General features: G+C 74.4%; 22 protein-coding genes. 11 read left to right on the top strand and 11 right to left on the bottom strand.

The features are described 5' to 3' along the window. Positions 1-70: 70 nt before the first annotated feature. Entirely contained in the window at positions 71-499 is a 429-nt protein-coding gene (locus ACWPWV_RS04525; protein WP_454041759.1) for an STAS domain-containing protein, read from the bottom strand. Between the two features lie 180 nt (positions 500-679). Between ACWPWV_RS04525 and ACWPWV_RS04520 the strand changes: the two genes are divergently transcribed. Continuing rightward, positions 680-2,914: a SpoIIE family protein phosphatase gene (locus ACWPWV_RS04520; RefSeq protein WP_454041758.1), complete on the top strand. Its 2,235-nt coding sequence runs from the start codon at positions 680-682 to the stop codon at positions 2,912-2,914. A 60-nt stretch (positions 2,915-2,974) separates the two neighbouring features. On the opposite strand, the gene ACWPWV_RS04515 is transcribed toward ACWPWV_RS04520, so the two are convergent. Together ACWPWV_RS04515 and ACWPWV_RS04510 are read right to left on the bottom strand one after the other, a co-directional pair. Then, positions 2,975-3,337: an STAS domain-containing protein gene (locus ACWPWV_RS04515; protein ID WP_251152610.1), complete on the bottom strand. Its 363-nt coding sequence runs from the start codon at positions 3,335-3,337 to the stop codon at positions 2,975-2,977. Between the two features lie 82 nt (positions 3,338-3,419). Further along, positions 3,420-3,854 (bottom strand): DUF3151 domain-containing protein, encoded by a 435-nt coding sequence (locus ACWPWV_RS04510; protein ID WP_454041757.1) that lies wholly within the window; start codon positions 3,852-3,854, stop codon positions 3,420-3,422. Positions 3,855-4,093: 239 nt separating this feature from the next. On the opposite strand from ACWPWV_RS04510, the gene ACWPWV_RS04505 reads away from it, so the two are divergent. Continuing rightward, entirely contained in the window at positions 4,094-5,380 is a 1,287-nt protein-coding gene (locus ACWPWV_RS04505; protein ID WP_454041756.1) for an adenylosuccinate synthase, read from the top strand. 79 nt (positions 5,381-5,459) lie between these two features. Continuing rightward, positions 5,460-6,782 carry a phosphoribosylamine--glycine ligase gene (purD, locus tag ACWPWV_RS04500; RefSeq protein WP_454041755.1) on the top strand — a complete coding sequence of 441 codons (1,323 nt, stop codon included), beginning with the start codon at positions 5,460-5,462 and terminating at the stop codon, positions 6,780-6,782. A 24-nt stretch (positions 6,783-6,806) separates the two neighbouring features. Here purD and ACWPWV_RS04495 read toward each other — a convergent pair whose 3' ends face one another. After that, positions 6,807-8,273: an AAA family ATPase gene (locus tag ACWPWV_RS04495; RefSeq protein WP_454041754.1), complete on the bottom strand. Its 1,467-nt coding sequence runs from the start codon at positions 8,271-8,273 to the stop codon at positions 6,807-6,809. Between the two features lie 90 nt (positions 8,274-8,363). Here ACWPWV_RS04495 and ACWPWV_RS04490 point away from each other — a divergent pair, with 90 nt between their 5' ends. Next, positions 8,364-9,284 (top strand): phosphoribosylaminoimidazolesuccinocarboxamide synthase, encoded by a 921-nt coding sequence (locus tag ACWPWV_RS04490; RefSeq protein WP_454042809.1) that lies wholly within the window; start codon positions 8,364-8,366, stop codon positions 9,282-9,284. A gap of 28 nt (positions 9,285-9,312) precedes the next feature. On the opposite strand, the gene ACWPWV_RS04485 is transcribed toward ACWPWV_RS04490, so the two are convergent. After that, positions 9,313-9,645 (bottom strand): HNH endonuclease signature motif containing protein, encoded by a 333-nt coding sequence (locus tag ACWPWV_RS04485; protein ID WP_454041753.1) that lies wholly within the window; start codon positions 9,643-9,645, stop codon positions 9,313-9,315. Between the two features lie 214 nt (positions 9,646-9,859). On the opposite strand from ACWPWV_RS04485, the gene ACWPWV_RS04480 reads away from it, so the two are divergent. The 6 genes from ACWPWV_RS04480 to ACWPWV_RS04455 all read left to right on the top strand — a co-directional run bounded on the left by ACWPWV_RS04480 (position 9,860) and on the right by ACWPWV_RS04455 (position 13,522). Then, positions 9,860-10,234 (top strand): PadR family transcriptional regulator, encoded by a 375-nt coding sequence (locus ACWPWV_RS04480; protein ID WP_454041752.1) that lies wholly within the window; start codon positions 9,860-9,862, stop codon positions 10,232-10,234. After that, positions 10,231-10,842, top strand: a complete 612-nt coding sequence (locus ACWPWV_RS04475; RefSeq protein ID WP_454041751.1) for a hypothetical protein — start codon at positions 10,231-10,233, stop codon at positions 10,840-10,842. Before ACWPWV_RS04480 ends, ACWPWV_RS04475 begins: the two co-directional genes overlap by 4 nt. Before the next feature lie 207 nt (positions 10,843-11,049). Continuing rightward, a complete protein-coding gene (gene purS, locus ACWPWV_RS04470; RefSeq protein WP_454041750.1) occupies positions 11,050-11,337 on the top strand; it encodes a phosphoribosylformylglycinamidine synthase subunit PurS in 288 nt (95 codons plus the stop codon). Further along, on the top strand, positions 11,337-12,059 hold the full coding sequence (gene purQ / locus ACWPWV_RS04465; RefSeq protein WP_454041749.1) for a phosphoribosylformylglycinamidine synthase subunit PurQ: 723 nt from the start codon (positions 11,337-11,339) through the stop codon (positions 12,057-12,059). The genes purS and purQ overlap by 1 nt, the downstream gene beginning before the upstream one ends. Further along, on the top strand, positions 12,056-13,132 hold the full coding sequence (locus ACWPWV_RS04460) for a GNAT family N-acetyltransferase (RefSeq protein ID WP_454041748.1): 1,077 nt from the start codon (positions 12,056-12,058) through the stop codon (positions 13,130-13,132). Before purQ ends, ACWPWV_RS04460 begins: the two co-directional genes overlap by 4 nt. A 96-nt stretch (positions 13,133-13,228) precedes the next feature. Then, positions 13,229-13,522, top strand: coding sequence for a hypothetical protein (locus tag ACWPWV_RS04455; RefSeq protein ID WP_454041747.1), 294 nt, complete (start codon positions 13,229-13,231; stop codon positions 13,520-13,522). Between the two features lie 12 nt (positions 13,523-13,534). On the opposite strand, the gene ACWPWV_RS04450 is transcribed toward ACWPWV_RS04455, so the two are convergent. From ACWPWV_RS04450 to ACWPWV_RS04425, 6 genes are all read right to left on the bottom strand, one after another. Then, positions 13,535-14,416 carry an LLM class flavin-dependent oxidoreductase gene (locus tag ACWPWV_RS04450; RefSeq protein ID WP_454041746.1) on the bottom strand — a complete coding sequence of 294 codons (882 nt, stop codon included), beginning with the start codon at positions 14,414-14,416 and terminating at the stop codon, positions 13,535-13,537. Positions 14,417-14,445: 29 nt separating this feature from the next. After that, on the bottom strand, positions 14,446-15,393 hold the full coding sequence (locus ACWPWV_RS04445; RefSeq protein ID WP_454041745.1) for an MBL fold metallo-hydrolase: 948 nt from the start codon (positions 15,391-15,393) through the stop codon (positions 14,446-14,448). Between the two features lies 1 nt (position 15,394). After that, entirely contained in the window at positions 15,395-15,781 is a 387-nt protein-coding gene (locus tag ACWPWV_RS04440) for a type II toxin-antitoxin system VapC family toxin (protein WP_454041744.1), read from the bottom strand. After that, positions 15,778-16,020 (bottom strand): type II toxin-antitoxin system Phd/YefM family antitoxin, encoded by a 243-nt coding sequence (locus tag ACWPWV_RS04435; RefSeq protein ID WP_454041743.1) that lies wholly within the window; start codon positions 16,018-16,020, stop codon positions 15,778-15,780. Before ACWPWV_RS04435 ends, ACWPWV_RS04440 begins: the two co-directional genes overlap by 4 nt. Positions 16,021-16,117: 97 nt before the next feature. Further along, positions 16,118-16,606 (bottom strand): DUF7832 domain-containing protein, encoded by a 489-nt coding sequence (locus ACWPWV_RS04430; protein ID WP_454041742.1) that lies wholly within the window; start codon positions 16,604-16,606, stop codon positions 16,118-16,120. A gap of 10 nt (positions 16,607-16,616) precedes the next feature. Next, positions 16,617-17,687, bottom strand: a complete 1,071-nt coding sequence (locus tag ACWPWV_RS04425) for an LLM class flavin-dependent oxidoreductase (protein ID WP_454041741.1) — start codon at positions 17,685-17,687, stop codon at positions 16,617-16,619. A 178-nt stretch (positions 17,688-17,865) separates the two neighbouring features. Here ACWPWV_RS04425 and ACWPWV_RS04420 point away from each other — a divergent pair, with 178 nt between their 5' ends. After that, complete coding sequence (locus ACWPWV_RS04420) at positions 17,866-18,222, top strand: hypothetical protein (RefSeq protein ID WP_454041740.1); 357 nt, start codon at positions 17,866-17,868, stop codon at positions 18,220-18,222. Positions 18,223-18,279 lie beyond the last annotated feature (57 nt).

The raw sequence follows: 18,279 nt of genomic DNA, 5'->3' as shown, positions 1-18,279 counted from the left end.
GAGCGGCACGACGAAGGCCCCCGGTCCGTGGACCGGGGGCCTTCGTCGTCGGCAGCCTGTCGGCGACCTGTCACGAGCCGGGGGCGTCCGGCCTCTCGGCCGAGGGCTCCTCGAGGTCGAAGCCCGGGTCCGTGTCGACGATGTCGAGCAGCTCGCCGATGCGTGTCACCTCGAGGAGGAACCGCACGGTCGGCGGCGCACGCAGGACCCGGACGCGGTGCGGTCCGCGGGACGCCAGACGGGCGAGGAACGCGACGCCGGACGAGTCCATGAAGGTCACGTGGTGCGCGTCGATCTCGACGGGCAGGCCCGAGTCCTCGGCGGCGGCGGTCGCCTCCTGGAGGTCCGCGCCGAGGTCGGCGTCGATCTCTCCCGACAGGACGATGCGGGCACGCGTGGTGCCCACGATGACGTGCACGCTCGCCGGGTCGCCCGACCGTGCAGGGTCACCGGCGACGCCGACCGGCCGGTCGGCGGACGAGGAGGTACCTTCGCGCACGGCGCTCCTTTCAGCGGCTCCAGGACCGTTCCGGTCTCGGGAAGCACCAATCTACGGTTGAATGTCCAGTCGGGACAGTAACGCGACCGGAGCGTGTGCAGCCAGATGCGACCGTCAGGCGAATCCGCGCGACGGTGGCTGACGAGGGCTCCCACGCAGAGCAGACCGTCGGAGGTGAGGATGGGCGGACCGCCGGGACTCGGCACCGACCTGCCCGCGCACGTCCTCGAGCTGTGCACGCGCGCGATGGACAGCGCGGGTGTCGCGATGTTCGTGACAGGCCCGCGGTCTGCGGGCATGCCTCTCGTCTGGGTCAACCGGGCGTTCGAGCGCGACACGGGGTTCGCCGCGCAGGACGTCGTCGGTCGCAGCCCGCGCGCGCTCGAGGCGCTGCTCGTCGAGCCGGTCGAGGTGGACGAGCTGCGGGCCGCGATCATCGCCGGACGTGAGATCACGCACACCGTGCGTGCGCGCCGTCGCGACGGCCAGCCGGTGTGGGCCCAGCTCACGCTCTCGCCGATCCTCGGCCCCGAGGGCGAGGTGACCCACTGGGTCGGCGTCCAGGTCGACGTGTCGGCCCACCTCGAGCGGTACGCGGCCCAGGTCGCGTCGCTCGCCCTCGAGCGGCGGGAGCGGGCGGTGCTCGACGTCGTCGCGCGCAGCTCGGACCTGCTCGCCGACCTGGACCAGCCGTACGCGCTGCGCGACATCACGAGCCTCCTCGCGGGGTACGTCGTGGACTGGGCCGGCTTCTACCTCAACGACGACGGGCTGCGCTTCGCGGACGGCGTCGACACGGCGGCCCCGCCCAGCGGACGCGGGCAGCGGCACGGTCGCTACACGCCGGGGGTCGGGGCGCTGGGGCGCCCGGGCATGCCCGAGACCGACGCGCTCGGCGACGCCGCCGTGACCGACGAGTCGTCGCCGCGGCCGCGTCTCGTCGACGTCCCCGACCGCGTGCAGGACCTGCTGGACGGCCGGATCGAGGGGCCGGTCGAGCTCGACCTGACCGCGGAGTTCCCCCAGTGGTCCGCCTCGGGATGGCTCCGGCGCGACCTCGAGCACCGTCTCTCGCGCGTCTCCCGGGGTCCCCGTGCGGTGACGGTCACGGCCGTCCCGGGCCGCCGGCGCATCCTGGGTCTGCTCGTGTCGTGCGGGGACGAGGACACCTCCGGCCCCCGCGGCGTCGACGCGGAGGGCCGTGAGAGCGTCCGCACGCTGCTCCAGGTCATCGCCCGCCGGGCCGGCACCGCGATCGACAACGTCCGGCTCTACGCGCGGGAGCACCGACTCGCGGAGACGCTGCAGCGCGCCATGCTGCCCGAGCAGGCGGACATCACGGGTCTCGACGTCTGGACGTACTACGCGCCGAACTCCGAGCACGCCCAGGTGGGGGGCGACTGGTACGACGTCCTGCAGATCACCCCGGACGTCGTGGGGCTCGTCATCGGCGACGTCGTGGGGCACGACGTCGAGGCCGCGGCCGCGATGGGCCAGCTGCGGTCCGTCGTGCGGTCCTACGCCTACGAGCTCACCACCCCGGGCCCCGTCCTCGAGCGGGTCGACCAGCTCGTCCAGGGCATGCGCATACCCCGCTCCGCGAGCCTCGTCTACGCGGCGCTCACGCGCCCCGACGCGACGGACCCCGAGGACGCGTGGCGCATCGAGTACTCGCGCGCCGGCCACCTGCCGCCGCTGCTCCTGCGCGAAGGCACCGTCACGCAGCTCGACGACGCCGGCGGTGCGCTCGTCGGGTTCGGCGGGCGGAGCCGGTCGACGGGCGAGGCAGCGCTGCGGCCGGGGGACACGCTCGTCTTCTACACCGACGGCCTCATCGAGCGCCGGGACCGCGCGCTGCGCGTCGGCCTCGACGCGCTCGTCGCCGCGTCCGCCGCCGTCACCGCCGTCGACGCCGCGGGGGTCGGCGAGGAGCTCCTCTCACGGCTCGCCGACGCACCGGAGGACGACGTCGCCCTCGTCGTCGTGCGGATCCCGGACCCCGTCGGGGACGCGACCGCCGTCGTGCTCAGCCCGCGCAGCCGCCGGTGGCTCCTGCCGAGCGAGCCCGCGTCGATCGGCCGGGCGCGCCATGCCGTCGTGCGCACGTGCCAGGCGTGGGGCGTCCGGGACAGCGCGAACGCCGAGCTCGTGGTGTCGGAGCTCGTCGCCAACGGCGTCCTCCACGGCTGGGGGCACCTCGCGCTGCGGCTCTTCGACACGGGCGACGGCATCCGCGTCGAGGTCGAGGACTCGAACCCCGCGCCGCCCGTCCCGACGGACGGGCACGCCAACCGCATGGGCGGGTTCGGCATGCAGATCGTCGAGCGGCTCGCGGACTGGGGCTGGCGGCCGACGGCCGACGGCAAGCTCGTCTGGGCGACGCTGCGGCCCCCGTCGGGATCGCGTCAGGCCTGACCGGCAGGAGGCGGACGCGTCGCCACGAGCGACGGCGCCTCTCTCCGGGACGCGCAGGGGCTAGGCCTGCGGCTCGACCTTGGCGAACCCGGACGGCGGCGTGGCGGGCTCGCAGCGGTGGTCGGCGTCGATGCGGAACAGCTCGAGCGCGCCGCAGACCTCCAGGACGAAGAGGTCGCGGTCGTCGCAGCCCCGCAGGACCGTCGCCCCGCCACGCTTGCGGCCGGAGTCGGCGAGCGAGATGAGGAACGCCGCGCCGGTGGAGTCCATGAACGTCACGCGGCACATGTCGATGACGAGCAGCTGCCGCCGGAGCCCGACGACGCGCGCGGCGATCTCCGGGAACTGGTCACGCTCGGCGAGATCGAGGTCCCCGGTGATGACGAGCGTCGTCGTCGCGGGGGAGGTGGCGATCTCGATCATGCTGTCGACTGTAGACGCGGCCCGGAGCACCTGCACCCCGCGGCCCGCGGCCGCGTCGACCGTCGAGCCCGAGCTCGCCCGCTCAGCGCAGGGCGCGCACCTCGTCGGCGGAGGTGCCGGACGCGCGCAGGAACTGCTCGCAGCGCTCCGCCTCGTCGACCTCGCCGATGTACGCGGCGCACTCGGCGAGCGCGAGCAGCGCGCGCAGGAAGCCCTGGTTGGGCACGTGGTCCGCCGGGATCGGGCCCTGGCCGCGCCAGCCCGCGCGTCGCAGCGCGTCGAGGCCGCGGTGGTAGCCCGTGCGCGCGAACGCGTACGCGGTCACGGCGCCCTTGGAGCCGTTCTCGTGGAGGTAGTCCTCGGCGAGGTAGGCCCAGGCGAGCGACGACGCGGGCTCACGCGCCGCGATCTCGTACGGGTCGCCCCCGGCGTCGAGGCCCTCGCGCACGGCGGCGAAGTCGTCGGGGAGGCGGACCGGCGCCGGTCCGTCGAGGAGGTTCTGGTGGGAGTCGCTCATGGGCTCATTGTGCCGCTCCCCGGGTCGCGCGGCTCCCGCGGGCGGCGCGCCGTGGACGTCCTGCGACCCCGAAGGTCAACGACCGGTAAACTCGTCGCGGTCCCCGGGTGACTGCCGCCCGGGGGACGCCTCGGGCCCCGCGGGAGCCGCGCCGTCGGGCACGACCGGCACCTGTCGCGCGATCGACGCGCGCACGACATGACCGGCCCGAGGAACAGGCAGTCGAAAGTGGGGAATCCATGCCAGGCGTGGTGCTCGTCGGTGCCCAGTGGGGCGACGAAGGCAAGGGCAAGGCGACCGACCTCCTCGGGTCGCGCGTCGACTACGTGGTGAAGTTCAACGGCGGGAACAACGCCGGCCACACCGTCGTCATCGGCGACGAGAAGTACGCGCTGCACCTGCTCCCGTCGGGCATCCTGTCGCCCGGCGTCACGCCCGTCATCGCGAACGGCGTCGTCGTGGACATCGAGGTCCTCTTCCAGGAGCTGGACGACCTCATCGCGCGCGGCGTGGACGTCTCGAAGCTGCTCGTCTCCGGGTCGGCGCAGGTCATCGCGGGCTACCACCGCACGATCGACAAGGTGAGCGAGCGCTTCCTCGGCAAGCGTCGCATCGGCACGACCGGCCGCGGCATCGGCCCCGCGTACGCGGACAAGATCAACCGCGTCGGCATCCGTCTGTGGGACCTGTTCGACGAGAAGATCCTCGCGGAGAAGATCGAGGGCTCGCTCGACCAGAAGAACCACCTGCTGGTCAAGGTCTACAACCGCCGGGCGATCACGGTGGACGAGACGCTCGCCGAGCTCCTGCAGTACGCCGAGCGCATCAAGCCGATGGTCGCCGACACGTCGCTCGTGCTGAACAAGGCGCTCGACGAGGGCAAGAACGTCCTCTTCGAGGGTGGCCAGGCCACGATGCTCGACGTCGACCACGGCACCTACCCGTTCGTCACGTCGTCGAACGCGACGGCCGGCGGCGCGCTGACCGGCTCGGGGGTCGGGCCGACGCGCATCGGGTCGGTCATCGGCGTCATCAAGGCGTACACGACCCGCGTCGGCGAGGGCCCGTTCCCCACCGAGCTCTTCGACGCGAACGGCGAGTACCTGCTCAAGCAGGGCGGCGAGTACGGCGTGACGACGGGCCGTGCCCGGCGCTGCGGCTGGTACGACTCGGTCATCGCGCGCTACGCGACGCGCGTCAACGGCATCACGGACATGGTGCTCACCAAGCTCGACATCCTCACCGGGTTCGAGAAGGTCCCCGTGTGCGTCGCGTACGACGTCGACGGCGTGCGCCACGACGAGATGCCGCTCGACCAGACGGCGTTCCACCACGCGACGCCGATCTACGAGGAGCTCGACGGCTGGTGGGAGGACATCTCCGGCGCCCGCACGTTCGAGGACCTGCCGGTCAACGCGCAGCGCTACGTGCTCGCGCTCGAGGAGATGTCGGGGACCCGGATCTCGGCGATCGGCGTCGGCCCGAGCCGCGACGCGATCATCCCGCGGCACGACCTGATCCACTGAGCCGCGTGCCGTCGGCGTCGCACCGGTGCCGGTGAGACGCCGACGGTCCGGCCGGGGCGCGTCGGTAGACTCGACGCCCGTGAAGATCCTCGTCGTCGGGACCGGTGCCCGCGAGCACGCCATCGTCCACGCCCTCGCGCGCGAGGCCGAGCGCCTCGGCACCGAGCCCCACGAGATCCACGCGGCGCCCGGCAACCCGGGGATCGCCGCCCACGCGACGCTGCACCGCGTCGACCAGCTCGACGGCGCCGCGGTCGCCGCGCTCGCGACGCGGCTCGGGGCGGAGCTCGTCGTCGTGGGCCCGGAGGCCCCGCTGGTCGCGGGCGTCGGCGACGCGGTCCGCGCGGCGGGCATCCCGGTGTTCGGCCCGTCCGCGGAGGCGGCCCGTCTCGAGGGCTCCAAGGCGTTCGCCAAGGAGGTCATGGCCGCCGCGTCCGTCCCGACGGCGCTCGCGCACGTGTGCAGCGACGTCGACGAGGTCGCGGCCGCCGTCGACGCGTTCGGCCCCCCGTACGTCATCAAGGACGACGGGCTCGCCGCCGGCAAGGGCGTGGTGGTCACCGAGGACCGCCAGGCCGCGCTCGAGCACGCGGCAGCGTGCTTCGCGTCCCCGCGCGTCGCGGCGGACGGGTCGCCCGAGGACCCGCGGGTCGTCGTCGAGGAGTACCTCGACGGTCCGGAGGTGTCGCTGTTCTGCCTGTCCGACGGCGCGACCGTCGTCCCGCTGCAGCCGGCCCAGGACTTCAAGCGCGCGTTCGACGGCGACGCCGGCCCGAACACGGGCGGGATGGGCGCGTACAGCCCGCTGCCGTGGGCGCCGGACGGGCTGGTGGACGAGGTCGTGGCGCGCGTCGCCCAGCCGACGGTCGACGAGATGGCACGGCGCGGGACCCCGTTCGTCGGCGTGCTCTACGTCGGCCTCGCGCTGACCGGCCGCGGCACGCGGGTCGTCGAGTTCAACGCGCGCTTCGGCGACCCGGAGACCCAGTCGGTGCTGTCGCGGCTCCTCACGCCGCTCTCCGCGCTCCTGCTCGCCGCCGCGCAGGGCCGGCTCGGCGAGCAGCCCCGGCTCTCCTGGTCCGACGACGCGTCGGTCACCGTGGTCGTCGCCGCCCACGGCTACCCCGGTACGGTGCGCGGCGGTGACCCGATCTCGGGGATCGACGCGGCCGAGGACGTCGAGGGCGTCCACGTGCTGCACGCGGGGACGTCCCGCGACGACGACGGCGGGCTGGTCGCCTCGGGCGGGCGCGTCCTGTCGGTGGTCGCCCGGGGTGCCGACCTCGCCGAGGCGAGACGCCGCGCGTACACCGCGGTCGACCGGATCGTGCTGCCCGGCTCGCACCACCGCACCGACATCGCGGCCAAGGCCGCGGCCGGTGGCGTCGCGACCGCGGTCTGAGCGCACGGCCGATCCCGAGGGGTGTCACCCCTCGTCGACGTCGGGCCGCCGGTCGGCGTCGGGCGACGAGCCGAGGAGCGAGCGGGTGATGCGCTCCGCGTCGTCGGTCATCTCGTGGACGGCGGTCAGCAGGTCGTCGTCCGTCGGACCGCGGCCCGCCTCGGCCGCACGGAGCACCGCGCGCCGGATCACCTCCTTGACGAACGAGGCGGTGACGCCGTCGGCGCCTGCCGCCGCGGCGTCGAGGGTCGCGGGCGCGAACGGCAACCCTCCTCCGTAGAGCTCGAAGAGACGTCGTCGCGCGTCCTGGTCCGGGAGCGGGATCTCGACGGCGAGGTCCACGCGCCCGGGGCGTTGCGCGAGGGCGCGCTCGAGGAGGTCGGCGCGGTTCGTGGTGAGCAGGAACGCGACGTCGGCGTCGTTCCTCAGGCCGTCCATCGCGTCGAGCACCTCGAAGAGCAGCGGCTGGGCCCCGCCGTGGAACGACCTGTCCTCCGCGATGAGGTCGCAGTCCTCGAGCACGATGATCGCCGGCTGCATCGCGCGCGCGGTCTCGGCGGCGAGGCGCACGAGCTGCAGCGCTCCTCCGGCGAGCAGCAGCACCGTGGTGCCCGGGCTCTCGCCGACGAGGTGTCGCACGGTGTGCGTCTTGCCGGTGCCGGGCGGCCCGTACAGCAGGACACCCCTCTTGAGGTGCTGACCCGCCGCCCGCAGCGCCTCCCGGTGACGGGCGACCCCGACGACCTGGCGCTCGATACGGCCGAGCGTGCCCTCCGGGAGCACGACGTCCGACGCGGGGACACGGTCGCGCCGCAGGAACGTGAGACCCCCCGCCGTGGGGCCGAAGTCGGACGTGGTGAAGGTGACGACCTGGCCACGCAGCACGCTGTGCTCCACCATGGCGGCACGCAGCTCGGCGAGCAGGTCCAGCGCCGCGTCCTCGCCGGGGCACATCACTTCCAGGGCGGCCTCGTTCCCGTGCCGGGGGCTGGCGGCGCGCTGGAGGACGGCGACCGGTGTGCCCGCGTGCGTGAAGAGGTGGAGACCGAAGGAGACTGTCCGTCGGTCGGAGTCCGGTCCCGTCGCCGCGCGCGCGTAGTCCACCGCCCCGACCGGGAACTGCCGCCACAGGGCCGAGTGCTCGACGATCTCCGAGAACGACATGTGCATGCGCTGCTCGCCACCACCGACACCGAGGAGCCGTCCGCCGCCGTGCCGGGCGATCACGACCTCGAGCGCCACGTCCGCGTCGACCTGGCGCAGCGAGGAGACGGTCTCGGAGACGACGGCCAGGCCGCGCGGGTCGGCACCGAGGTGCTCGCGAAGCACGTCCATGACCGAGGGAGCCGATCCGGCCTGCTGTCGCTGGCTGCGCTCGTTCACGACGGCCATGAACGTCGAGAACCTGTCCAGGAAGTCGGCGGTCTGCTCGTCGTCGGCGAAGTCTTCGGCAGACGTGGGCGCGGACGCGGCGGAGGGCGTGAGAGGCATGGTGCGAAACTAGGGCCCGTGACTCACACGCCACGGGACCACACGCCGCCGCTCTCGCTCGGCGAGGCCGACGCGTTCGACACCGCCACGCTGGAGCTGCCGGGCTGGCGCCACGTCTACTCGGGCAAGGTCCGCGACCTCTACGAGCCGGACCTGCCCGCCGTCGGCGGGGTGCACCCCCTCGGCGACGTGGTCCTCGTCGTGGCGAGCGACCGGGTCAGCGCGTACGACCACGTGCTGTCGCCCGGCATCCCGGACAAGGGCGTCGTGCTCACGCAGCTCAGCCTGTGGTGGTTCGAGCAGCTCGCCGACCTCGTGCCGAACCACGTCGTGTCGACCGAGGTGTCGGCCGAGCCCGGTGACGGGCTCGTGCCCGACGTCGTCGCGGGCCGGGCGATGATCTGCCGACGGCTGGACATGTTCCCGGTCGAGTGCGTCGCGCGGGGCTACCTCACGGGCTCGGGGCTCGTCGAGTACCGCGCGGGCGGGGCCGTGTGCGGCGTGCCGCTGCCGGACGGCCTGGTCGACGGCTCTCGCCTGCCGGCGCCGATCTTCACGCCCGCGACGAAGGCGGCCGTGGGGGAGCACGACGAGAACGTCTCGTTCGAGGTCGTGGCCGAGCAGGTCGGCGTCGAGGACGCGACGCGCCTGCGCGACCTCACGCTCGCGGTGTACGCGCGGGCCGACGAGATCGCGCGCGAGCGCGGCGTGATCCTCGCGGACACCAAGCTGGAGTTCGGGGTCGACCCGACCACGGGGGCGACGGTCCTCGGGGACGAGGTCCTGACGCCCGACTCGTCGCGGTTCTGGCCCGCGGACCAGTGGGACCCCGGCCGTGCGCAGCCCAGCTTCGACAAGCAGTACGTGCGCGACTGGCTGACCTCGCCGGAGTCGGGCTGGGACCGGTCGGCCGACGCGCCGCCCCCGCCGCTGCCCGCGGTCGTCGTGGCGCGCACGCGCGACCGGTACCTCGAGGCCTACGAGCGGCTCACAGGTTCGCCGCTGGCCTGAGGCCCTCCCTCGCGTCCGTCCCCGACGGTCAGGCGGTCCGCGCTCCGGCGCGCAGGTAGGTGTGCCCGCTCGGCGCCGTCCACCGGACCGTGCCGTCGTGCAGGAGCGCGGGGCGCCACCCGTCGCGTGCCCGCACCACGTGGTGGTGCCGGCACAGCGCGACGAGGTTGTCCGCGGCGTGCGCGGAGTCGTCGCCCGGCCGGGGCGCGACCACGTGGTCGAGGTCGCACCGGAACGCCGGCACGGCGCACCCCGGGAACGTGCACGTGACGTCCCGTGCGAGGACGGCGGCGACCGTGCGCACCGAGGGGCGGCCCGTCGGCGCGAGGTCGGTGTTCGGGGGGAGGGGTGGTGCAGCCAAGACCGGTCTCCGTCCGCTGGCATGGTGAGCGTGCGAGGACGGAGAAGGGGCAGGACCCCGCCCTCGCACGCGTGGTCGAGCGTGCGTCTCGAACACGTGTTCGATAGTAGCTGCACCCTCTGACAGTGTCCCGCCGGAACCCGGCGGTGGTGCGACGGCGTCAGCCGGCGCCACTCTCTTGGCGCCATAGGTCGTCGTGCGATATATATCGCCCATGGCCAGGGTGACGGACGGCGGGTTCCGCATGACGGAGCAGTCGTACCTCGTGCTGCTCGCGCTCGTCGCGGAGCGGCGTCACGGGTACGCCGTCATCCAGGCCGTCCGAGAGCTCTCGGACGGGCGCACGCGGCTCGGCGCGGGGACGCTCTACGGGAACCTCGACCGGCTCGTCGCTGCCGGTCTCGTCGAGGCGGTGGGGGAGGAGGTCGTCGACGGGCGGCTGCGCCGCTACTACAGGGCGACCGACGACGGGCGACGCGCCGCCCGCGCGGAGACCGTGCGCCTGGCCGAGCTCACCGAGCAGGCGCGACGCTCGCTCTCCCGGCTGCCCGGTGTGGACGGCGCCGCCCCCGCCGGAGGCCCGGCATGACGCCGGAAGGCCGTCCCGGCGCGCAGCAGGGCGGGGACGAGCCCCGTCGTCACGAGGGTGACGGCGGCCGGTACGCGCGCTCCGCGCGGTTCTGGCTCAGGGCCTACCCGCGCCGGTGGCGCGACGCGCACGGCGACGAGGCGCTCGGGGTGCTGCTCGACCTCGCGCCCGCTCCCGACGACGCGTCCACGGCGAGGGGGATCGGCGCTCGCGAGGCGTGGGGGCTGGTGCGAGCGGGGTGGGGTCTGCGCCGGCGCGAGCACCCGCCACTCGGGCGGTGGCTGCTCTACCGCATGTTCGACGCGCGGCTTCCCGCCCGCTACTGGTGGTGGGTGGCGGACGACATCCACGGCACGTTGTTCTCGTGGCGCACGAAGGCGTTGAACATGGCGATCGTGCTCGCGATCTGGTTCGGCGTGCCAGCGCTGCAGGGCTGGCTGTTCGGGCAGAGCCCCGTGACGTTCTCGCCGTGGATCGTCCTCGTGGTCCTGGCCGGCTCCGCCCTCGCCGGCGCGGTCTGGCGCGAGAGGAACGTCGAGCGCGCCTGGCGCAAGCACGTGCTCGGCGGCAACATCCCCGTCGGCCCCTCGCGCGCCGTCGGGTCGTGACGCAGGCCGCTGGGTCAGGCAGCGGGACACCGTGCGGCAGGCTGTGGACGACGGACGGGACGCGAGCGGGGCGCGGGTAGACTGGCCGCGGAATCCCGCCGTCGGCTCCCGCTCGCTCACGCCGTGACGTGCCGCCACGTGCAGCACGCGCCCGTGACCGGGATCCCGGAGCCCCGGCCCTCCCGAACTCTTCGCCAAGGAGCACCCGTGGGACGCGTCGTCGTCGAGGTCATGCCCAAGCCCGAGATCCTGGACCCGCAGGGCAAGGCCGTCGTCGGGGCGCTGCCTCGCCTCGGCTTCACCCAGTTCACGTCCGTCCGCCAGGGCAAGCGGTTCGAGCTCGAGGTCGAGGGCGACGTGACGCCCGAGGTCCTCGCGGCCGCGCAGGAGGCCGCCCTGACGGTGCTGTCCAACCCGGTCATCGAGGACGTGGTCCGCGTGGCCGACGCCGTGACCGACGCGGCCGGCACCGTCGCCTCCGAGGGCCTCGCCTGATGAGGGCGCCCACGTCGCTCGCGACGGCCAGGATCGGCGTCGTCACGTTCCCGGGCACCCTCGACGACCGCGACGCGGCCCGCGCCGTGCGCCTCGCCGGCGGCGAGGCCGTCCCGCTGTGGCACGCCGACGCGGACCTGCACGGCGTCGACGCCGTCGTCCTGCCCGGCGGATTCTCCTACGGGGACTACCTGCGCGCCGGTGCCATCAGCCGGTTCGCGCCGGTCATGGAGTCGCTCGTCGACGCGGCGCAGGGCGGGCTGCCGGTGCTCGGCATCTGCAACGGCTTCCAGGTGCTCACCGAGGCGCACCTGCTGCCGGGCTCGATGATCAAGAACGACCACCTGCACTTCCTGTGCCGGGAGCAGGTCCTCGTCGTCGAGAACGCCGAGACGGCCTGGACCCGCGACTACTCCGCCGGCCAGCGCATCACGATCCCGCTGAAGAACCAGGACGGGCAGTTCGTCGCCGACGACCGCACCCTCGACGAGCTCGAGGGGGAGGGTCGCGTGGTGTTCCGCTACGACGGCTGGAACCCCAACGGGTCGCGCCGCGACATCGCCGGCATCTCGAACGCGGCGGGCAACGTGGTGGGCCTCATGCCGCACCCGGAGCACGCCGTGGAGGCCGGCTTCGGCCCGGCCTCGGAAGCCGGCCCGCGCGCGGGCACGGACGGGCTCGGCTTCTTCACCTCGGTGCTGAGCGCGCTCGTCCACGCGTGAGCGTCGTCGCTCGCACGGCCGACGGCGGGCCGGCCGTCGGGTCGGCGGGCGTCACCGTGGTCGTCGTACCCGGGGACGACGCCGACGCGCTCGCCCTGTTCGCACGGCAGCAGGCCGAGCTCGCGGAGCGCTACGGCGAGCCCGACAGCGGCGCGTTCGACGCCACGGAGCTCCTCGCGGCGCTCGTCGTGCGCGACGGGACGCAGCCCGTGGCGTGCGTCGCGCTCCGCGACGTCTCCGGGACGCCGGACGGCCGCGGCGGCCACCACGCGCCGTCGACCGGCGAGGTGAAGCGCCTCTTCGTCGCGCCCGAGCACCGGGGCCGCGGGCATGCCCGCACCGCTGTGCGTGCGGTGCACGAGCACGCCGCCGCGCTCGGTCTGCGACGCCTCGTGCTCGAGACCGGCACGCGGCAGCCGGAGTCGATCGACCTGTACCTCGACCTCGGCTATCGCCCGATCGAGTCCTACGGCCACTACGCCGGCGACCCGCTGTCCCGGTGCTTCGCGCTCGACCTCGACCGGGAGGCGTCCGACCGGCGTGCGGCCGGTCAGGGTGCGCTCGCCGGGGTCGAGGTGTGCTCGGTCGCGTGGGAGGACGCCGACGCCTCCGCGCTGCGCCGCGAGATGCACGAGACGTCGTCGGTGGTCCTGTACCCGGAGCTGTTCGTCGGGCTGGAGGCCGCGGGCGGGTTCGACGCCGTGGACGCGCGCCTGGGCGCCGCGTCCGTCGCCACGTTCGTCGCCCGGCGCCGGGGCGAGCCGGTCGGGTGCGCGTCGCTCCAGCTCGTGGCGCCCGCCGTGCGCGCGGTGCACGGCGACGCCCTCGAGGTGAAGAAGGTCTTCGTGCGCCCGGCGGCGCGGGGCGCCGGCGTCGCCCGAGCGCTCACGGCCGCGCTCGAGGACGAGGCGCGTCGGCGCGGCGCGACGACGCTCCTCCTGGAGACCGGCATCCGCCAGCCCGGCGCGATCGCTCTCTATCGCTCCCTGGGCTTCCGCGCCGTGCTGCCGTACCCCCCGTTCGACCGCGGTGACAACGGTGTCGCGCTGTGCTTCGCCAAGCCGCTGCGCTGAGCCGCTGACGGGGACAGCCGTGCCCGACCGGGCACGTGCGCGGCGCCCGGAGCTTTGCCCTGGTTCGTCCACCGGTGAACCGATAGGGTGACCCGCGTGATCCCCTCCCTGACCAGCGCCTATTCCGTGCCCGCACTGCTCGGGGAGGTCCTCGGCTGGGTCCTCGGGGCCGTCGCGCTGGTGCCGGGCCGGGTCGGTGGTCTCGCCGCGGAGGCGCGGGAGATCGCGACGGACTGGGGCATCCCGGTGGCCGAGGTCACCGACCTCTACGCCGCGTTCCCCTCGCGGCTCCTCCTCGCCGTCGCCCTGGTGGCCCTGGTCTGCGCGACGGTCGCCGTCACGCACGGGGTGCGCGAGCGGCGGCGGGCGCGGGCCCTGACCGGGCGCTGAGACCGGCCGCCCTCAGCCGGCGGCCACCAGCGGACGGACCTCCTCGCCGAGGAACCGCACGAACCCGTCGAGGTCCGGTTCGTCGGCGGTGGGCTGGACCGCGACGGCGGTCGCGCCGGCGTCCGCGAGGGCGAGCACCCCGTCGGCGATCGCGCGCGCGTCGCCGCCCGCGCCGATGCCGATCCCGGCCTCCCTGCCCCACGTGGGGACCTCCCGGTCGACCCGCTCCTGAGCAGCAGGTCCCGTCGCGGCGATGAGCGTCGCGTGCACGTCGGGCTCGGTGCGGCCCGCGTCGCGCGCCGCCGCCCGCACGGCGTCCACCGTCCCGCGCACTTCCGCCGGAGTGAACGCGTTGGCGAGGATCAGACCGTCGCCGAGCTCGCCCGCGAGGGCGACCGACCGCGGTCCCACGCCACCCAGCCACAGCGGGACCGGCTCGGTGGGCGGCCAGTCGAGGCGCACGCGGTCGAGCGTCACGTACCGGCCCGACGTCGTGACCTCGTCGCCCGCGAGCAGCGCCCGCAGCGCGACGGTGTGCTCCCGCAGGAGCGTCAGCGGTGACGAGACCCGCACGCCGGCCTGCCCCATCCACTCCTGGACGCCGTGCCCGACGCCCGCGACGAACCGACCGGGGAACATGCGCCCCAGGTTCCCCACCTCCATCGCCGTGATCGCGGTGCTGCGCAGCGGCGCGGGCATGAGGCCCAGGCCGACCCGCAGACGCCCGGTCCAGGCGAGTGCCGCCGCCGCCGACGCGAGCCCGCTCTGCTTGAAGCAGTCCTCCCAGACCCACAGGTCGTCGAGACCCGCGGCCTCCGCGCCGGTCGCGAGCGCGCGCAGCGTCTCCGGAGCATGGGTGGGGACGTAGGCGATGCCGAGCCGTGGTGTCGTCATGCATCCATCGTGCCGCGAGCCTCGGACACTCAGGCGTCGCGCTGCCGTGCTCCCGGCGGCCCGTCGTCCGGAGGGCCGTCGTGCCGGCTCTGCTCGCCGAGGAACGCGAGCTGCGCCGCGACGCTCTGCCGCGCCGCGCCGCGCACCGTCGGGTCGACGTCCGCGTAGACCTGACCCGTCACCGCGTCGGCGGCGGCCTCGTCACCGGGGGACAGGCCGAGCGCCACGAGCGACCTGCGCACCTGGGCGAGACGGTCGAGCCGGTGCGAGCGGTAGGCGCGCACGCGGTCGCCCAGGTCGCCGATCACCGGGCCGTGGCCCGGGAGACCCGTCGCCCTCCGGTTCCCGACGGCGGCCTCGATCCGGTCCAGGCTCTCGAGGTACCTGCCGAGGGACCCGTCCGGCTCGGCGATCACGGTCGTGCCCTGCCCGAGGATCGTGTCGCCCGTGAGCACCGTGACCGACGGCTCCCCGGCCTCGGCCGTCTCCTCCCCGCGCGCGTCGTGCCCGGCCGCGTCGTGCCCGGCCGCGTCGTGCCCGGGTGCGTCGGGCCCCGTGGCGACCGGACCGTCGTCGGGCAGGACCAGGCACACGGAGTCCGCCGTGTGGCCCGGCGTGGCGAGGACGCCGAGGCGGACGCCGGCGACCTCGATCGTCTCGCCGTCGACGAGCGGCGGGCCGCCGTGGCAGTGCGCCGGGTCGGCGGCGCGGACCGGCGCTCCCGTGAGGGCGTGCAGGCGGGCCGACCCCGCGGTGTGGTCGGCGTGGCGGTGCGTGACGAGCACGAGGGCGACGGGCCCCGCCGCGGCGAGCGCGCCCAGGTGCGCGGAGTCGTCGGGGCCGGGGTCCACGACGACGCACGCGTCGGCACCGGGCGCGCGCAGGACGTACGAGCGCGTGCCGTCGAGCGTCATGGGGCCGGGATTGTCGGCGCGCACGACAGAGGCGAGCAGGCTGACACGTCGAGGTGCGGTCATCTCAGACGACTCGGATCGGGCCGGGGTAGCGACCGAGGGCGGCGTCGTGCGTCACGAGCTGGACGCCCTCGCTGACCGCCTGTGCGACGAGCAACCGGTCGAACGGGTCGCGGTGGACCGGTGGGAGCGCGGCGACGGCGGCGGCGTGGGCCCCCGTCACGGCGAGCTCCACGAATCCTGCTCCGAGGAGCGCGTGACGGAAAGGGCCGGGCTCGACGCTGAAGTCGGCCCGCCTCCGGGCGTGCTTGATGCTGATCTCCCAGATGCTGGCCGCGCTGAACCACGGCTCGACGTCCGGGTCGGCCAACAGATCGCGAGCCTCGCGTGGCAGGCGGTCCACCTCGTCGCCGGCCCACAGCAGCAGGTGCGTGTCCAGCAGGATCCTCACTCGGTCCCCTCGAACATCGCGGCGATCTCGTCCTGCCCCCACGTGTCGAAGTCGTCAGGGATCGTGGTGCGGCCGCGGAAGAAACCGAGCCGCCGTTCGGCGGGAGTGGCGTGCGAGGCCGCCGTGAGGCGAGCCACCGGCTTCCCGGCGCGAGCGATGACGATCTCCTCGCCCGCTTCGACCTCCGCGAGCAGGCGGGAGAGATGGGTCTTCGCCTCGTGGACGTTGACGGTCTTCATGGTGCCTCCGCGCCGAGAACGGCCTGGACCAGACGGACTAAGCCAGGTTAGTCCATCAGTGTTCGGCGAGGAAGGCCCGCAGCGTGACGACGCCCGGTCAGGCGCGGTGCCGCAGGACGGCGGGGCGGCCCTCGTCCTCCCACTGCGAGAACCGCCCGTCGATCAGCGGTCCGACGAGGTCGTACGTCTCCCACGTGTCCGGCACGCGGTAGACGTCCTCGGGCTCGCCGTCGCCGGGGCTGACCGCGTCGACGTAGTCCTCGAGGAAGAGGCCACCCCCGTCCTCGTCGTCCTCGTCGCCCACGTAGTAGGCGAGGGCGAAGGCGGCCGCGTCGGCGTCGAGGTCGTCCGTGACGAGCTTCCCGTCGCACGACTCGTGCACGAACCGACCGCCGGTGAGCTCGCGGGCACGCAGCGCCGCGAGGTCCTCGGCGGACTCCTCCTCCAGGTCGGCGGAGACGTGCCCGCCGAGCACGGCCCACGCGAGGAACACCCCGATGTGCGTGGCGCCCGCCTCGGGACCGGCTTCCGGAGGGAACCCCTCGCCGTCGGAGTGCCAGGTCGCGTCGTCGAGCTTCGTCGTCATGGCGGCGACGCTACCCGAGCGCACCGACGAGGAGCTCGAGCGTGCGTGCGCGCCCGGGGGTCGCGTCGAGCGGCTCGTCGGCGCGCGACGCCGCGACGGGGACGACCATGATCTCGTCGACACCGTGGCGGTCGGCGAGCCGGCGGAGCTCGGCCGCGGCCTCGTCGGGCGTCCCGACGACCCACCGCGAGCGCATGGCCTCGATGGTCTGCTCGGACAGCGCGTCGAGCGGCGCCGCGAGCGCGTCCTCGACGGTCTCGAGCGGCCCGAGGGTCTGCCCGGACCGCAGCCGTGCCATCATCCGCAGCTGCGGGAGCGCGCGGGCGTGCGCCTCCTCGGCCGTCTCCGCGACGACGACGTTCGCCGTGAGGAAGGTCCGCGGCTCCGGGTGCGCCTCGCTCGGGCGGTAGCCCTCGCGGTACAGCGCGAGGATCTCGTCCATCCCCTGGCCCGAGAAGTGGTTCGCGAACACGTACGGCAGGCCGAGCTCGGCGGCCAGCCGGGCCGAGTAGTCGCTCGACCCGAGGAGCCAGACGGTGGGCGTGCTCTCGGCGGCCGGGGTCGCGTGGACGTCGTAGACCTGGCCGCTCGTGAGCCGGAGCTGCGCTCCCTGGGGGCTCATGAGCGCGAGGATGTCGGTCACGTGCTGCGGGAAGCGGTCGACGTCGGCGGTCGGGCCGGTGATCCGCAGGAGCTGGGTGACGACGGGGTCGGAGCCCGGCGCCCGTCCGAGGCCGAGGTCCACGCGCCCCGGTGCGATCGCCTCGAGCGCCGCGAACTGCTCCGCGACGACGAGCGGCGCGTGGTTGGGCAGCATGACGCCGCCCGAGCCGACGCGGATCCGCTCCGTCACGGAGGTCGCCGCCGCGATCATCACGGGCGGTGTCGACGCGGCCACGGCGGCCATGTTGTGGTGCTCGGCGAACCAGTACCGCTCGAGCCCGAGCCGGTCCGCGAGGCGGACCAGGTCGAGCGAGGCGCGGACCGCCTGGGCGCTGGTCTGACCCGAGCGCACGGGCACGAGGTCGAGGACGGACAGGCGAGGGCTGGGGGACGCCGCGGCGTCGGTCGAGGTGCTCATCACGAGGGACAACCCCGGCGCACCGGACGCGCATTCCCGCCGTCCTCGGGTCGAGCGCGCGCCGGATGGCGGTATCGGACCCGGAGCGGCATCATCGGCTGCACGAGACGGTGCGGTGGTCGCGACGACGTGGCGACCGCAGCGGGGGGACGACGACCCTGGGGCGAGGGGAGCGGCCGTGGACGACGACATCAACTTCCACGCCGACGTGGTGCTGTACTACGACTTCGACGGCATGCCGATCGACGAGCGGACCTGGCACGAGCTGCGCGGGGACGACCGGTCCGTCGTCGGCCTCGACGTGGTCGCCGGCTGGTCGGTGTTCACCCGCTGGGTGGGCTACGACCGCTCCGAGGGACGCATGCCGCTCATGTACTCCACGCGCGTCGAGCCCGGTGGCCTGTTCAGCTCGTCGTTCACGCGCAGCGGCGCCGAGGTGCTGCACCAGCACGTGGTCGACGCGCTCGTCCAGGGCAGCCCGGCGTCGCGCGCGCTGTTCGACGTCGAGCCGTGGGAGTACCCGGGCTTCGCCTGACGGGGCGCGCCGACGGCGCCGCCCGGTGGCCCGGCGGGCCGGGTGGGCGACGGGCCC

This window comes from Cellulosimicrobium sp. Marseille-Q8652, from assembly GCF_965112045.1.
The sequence above is the reverse complement of the archived record's forward strand: the minus strand, read 5'-3'. Positions and strand labels throughout refer to the sequence as shown.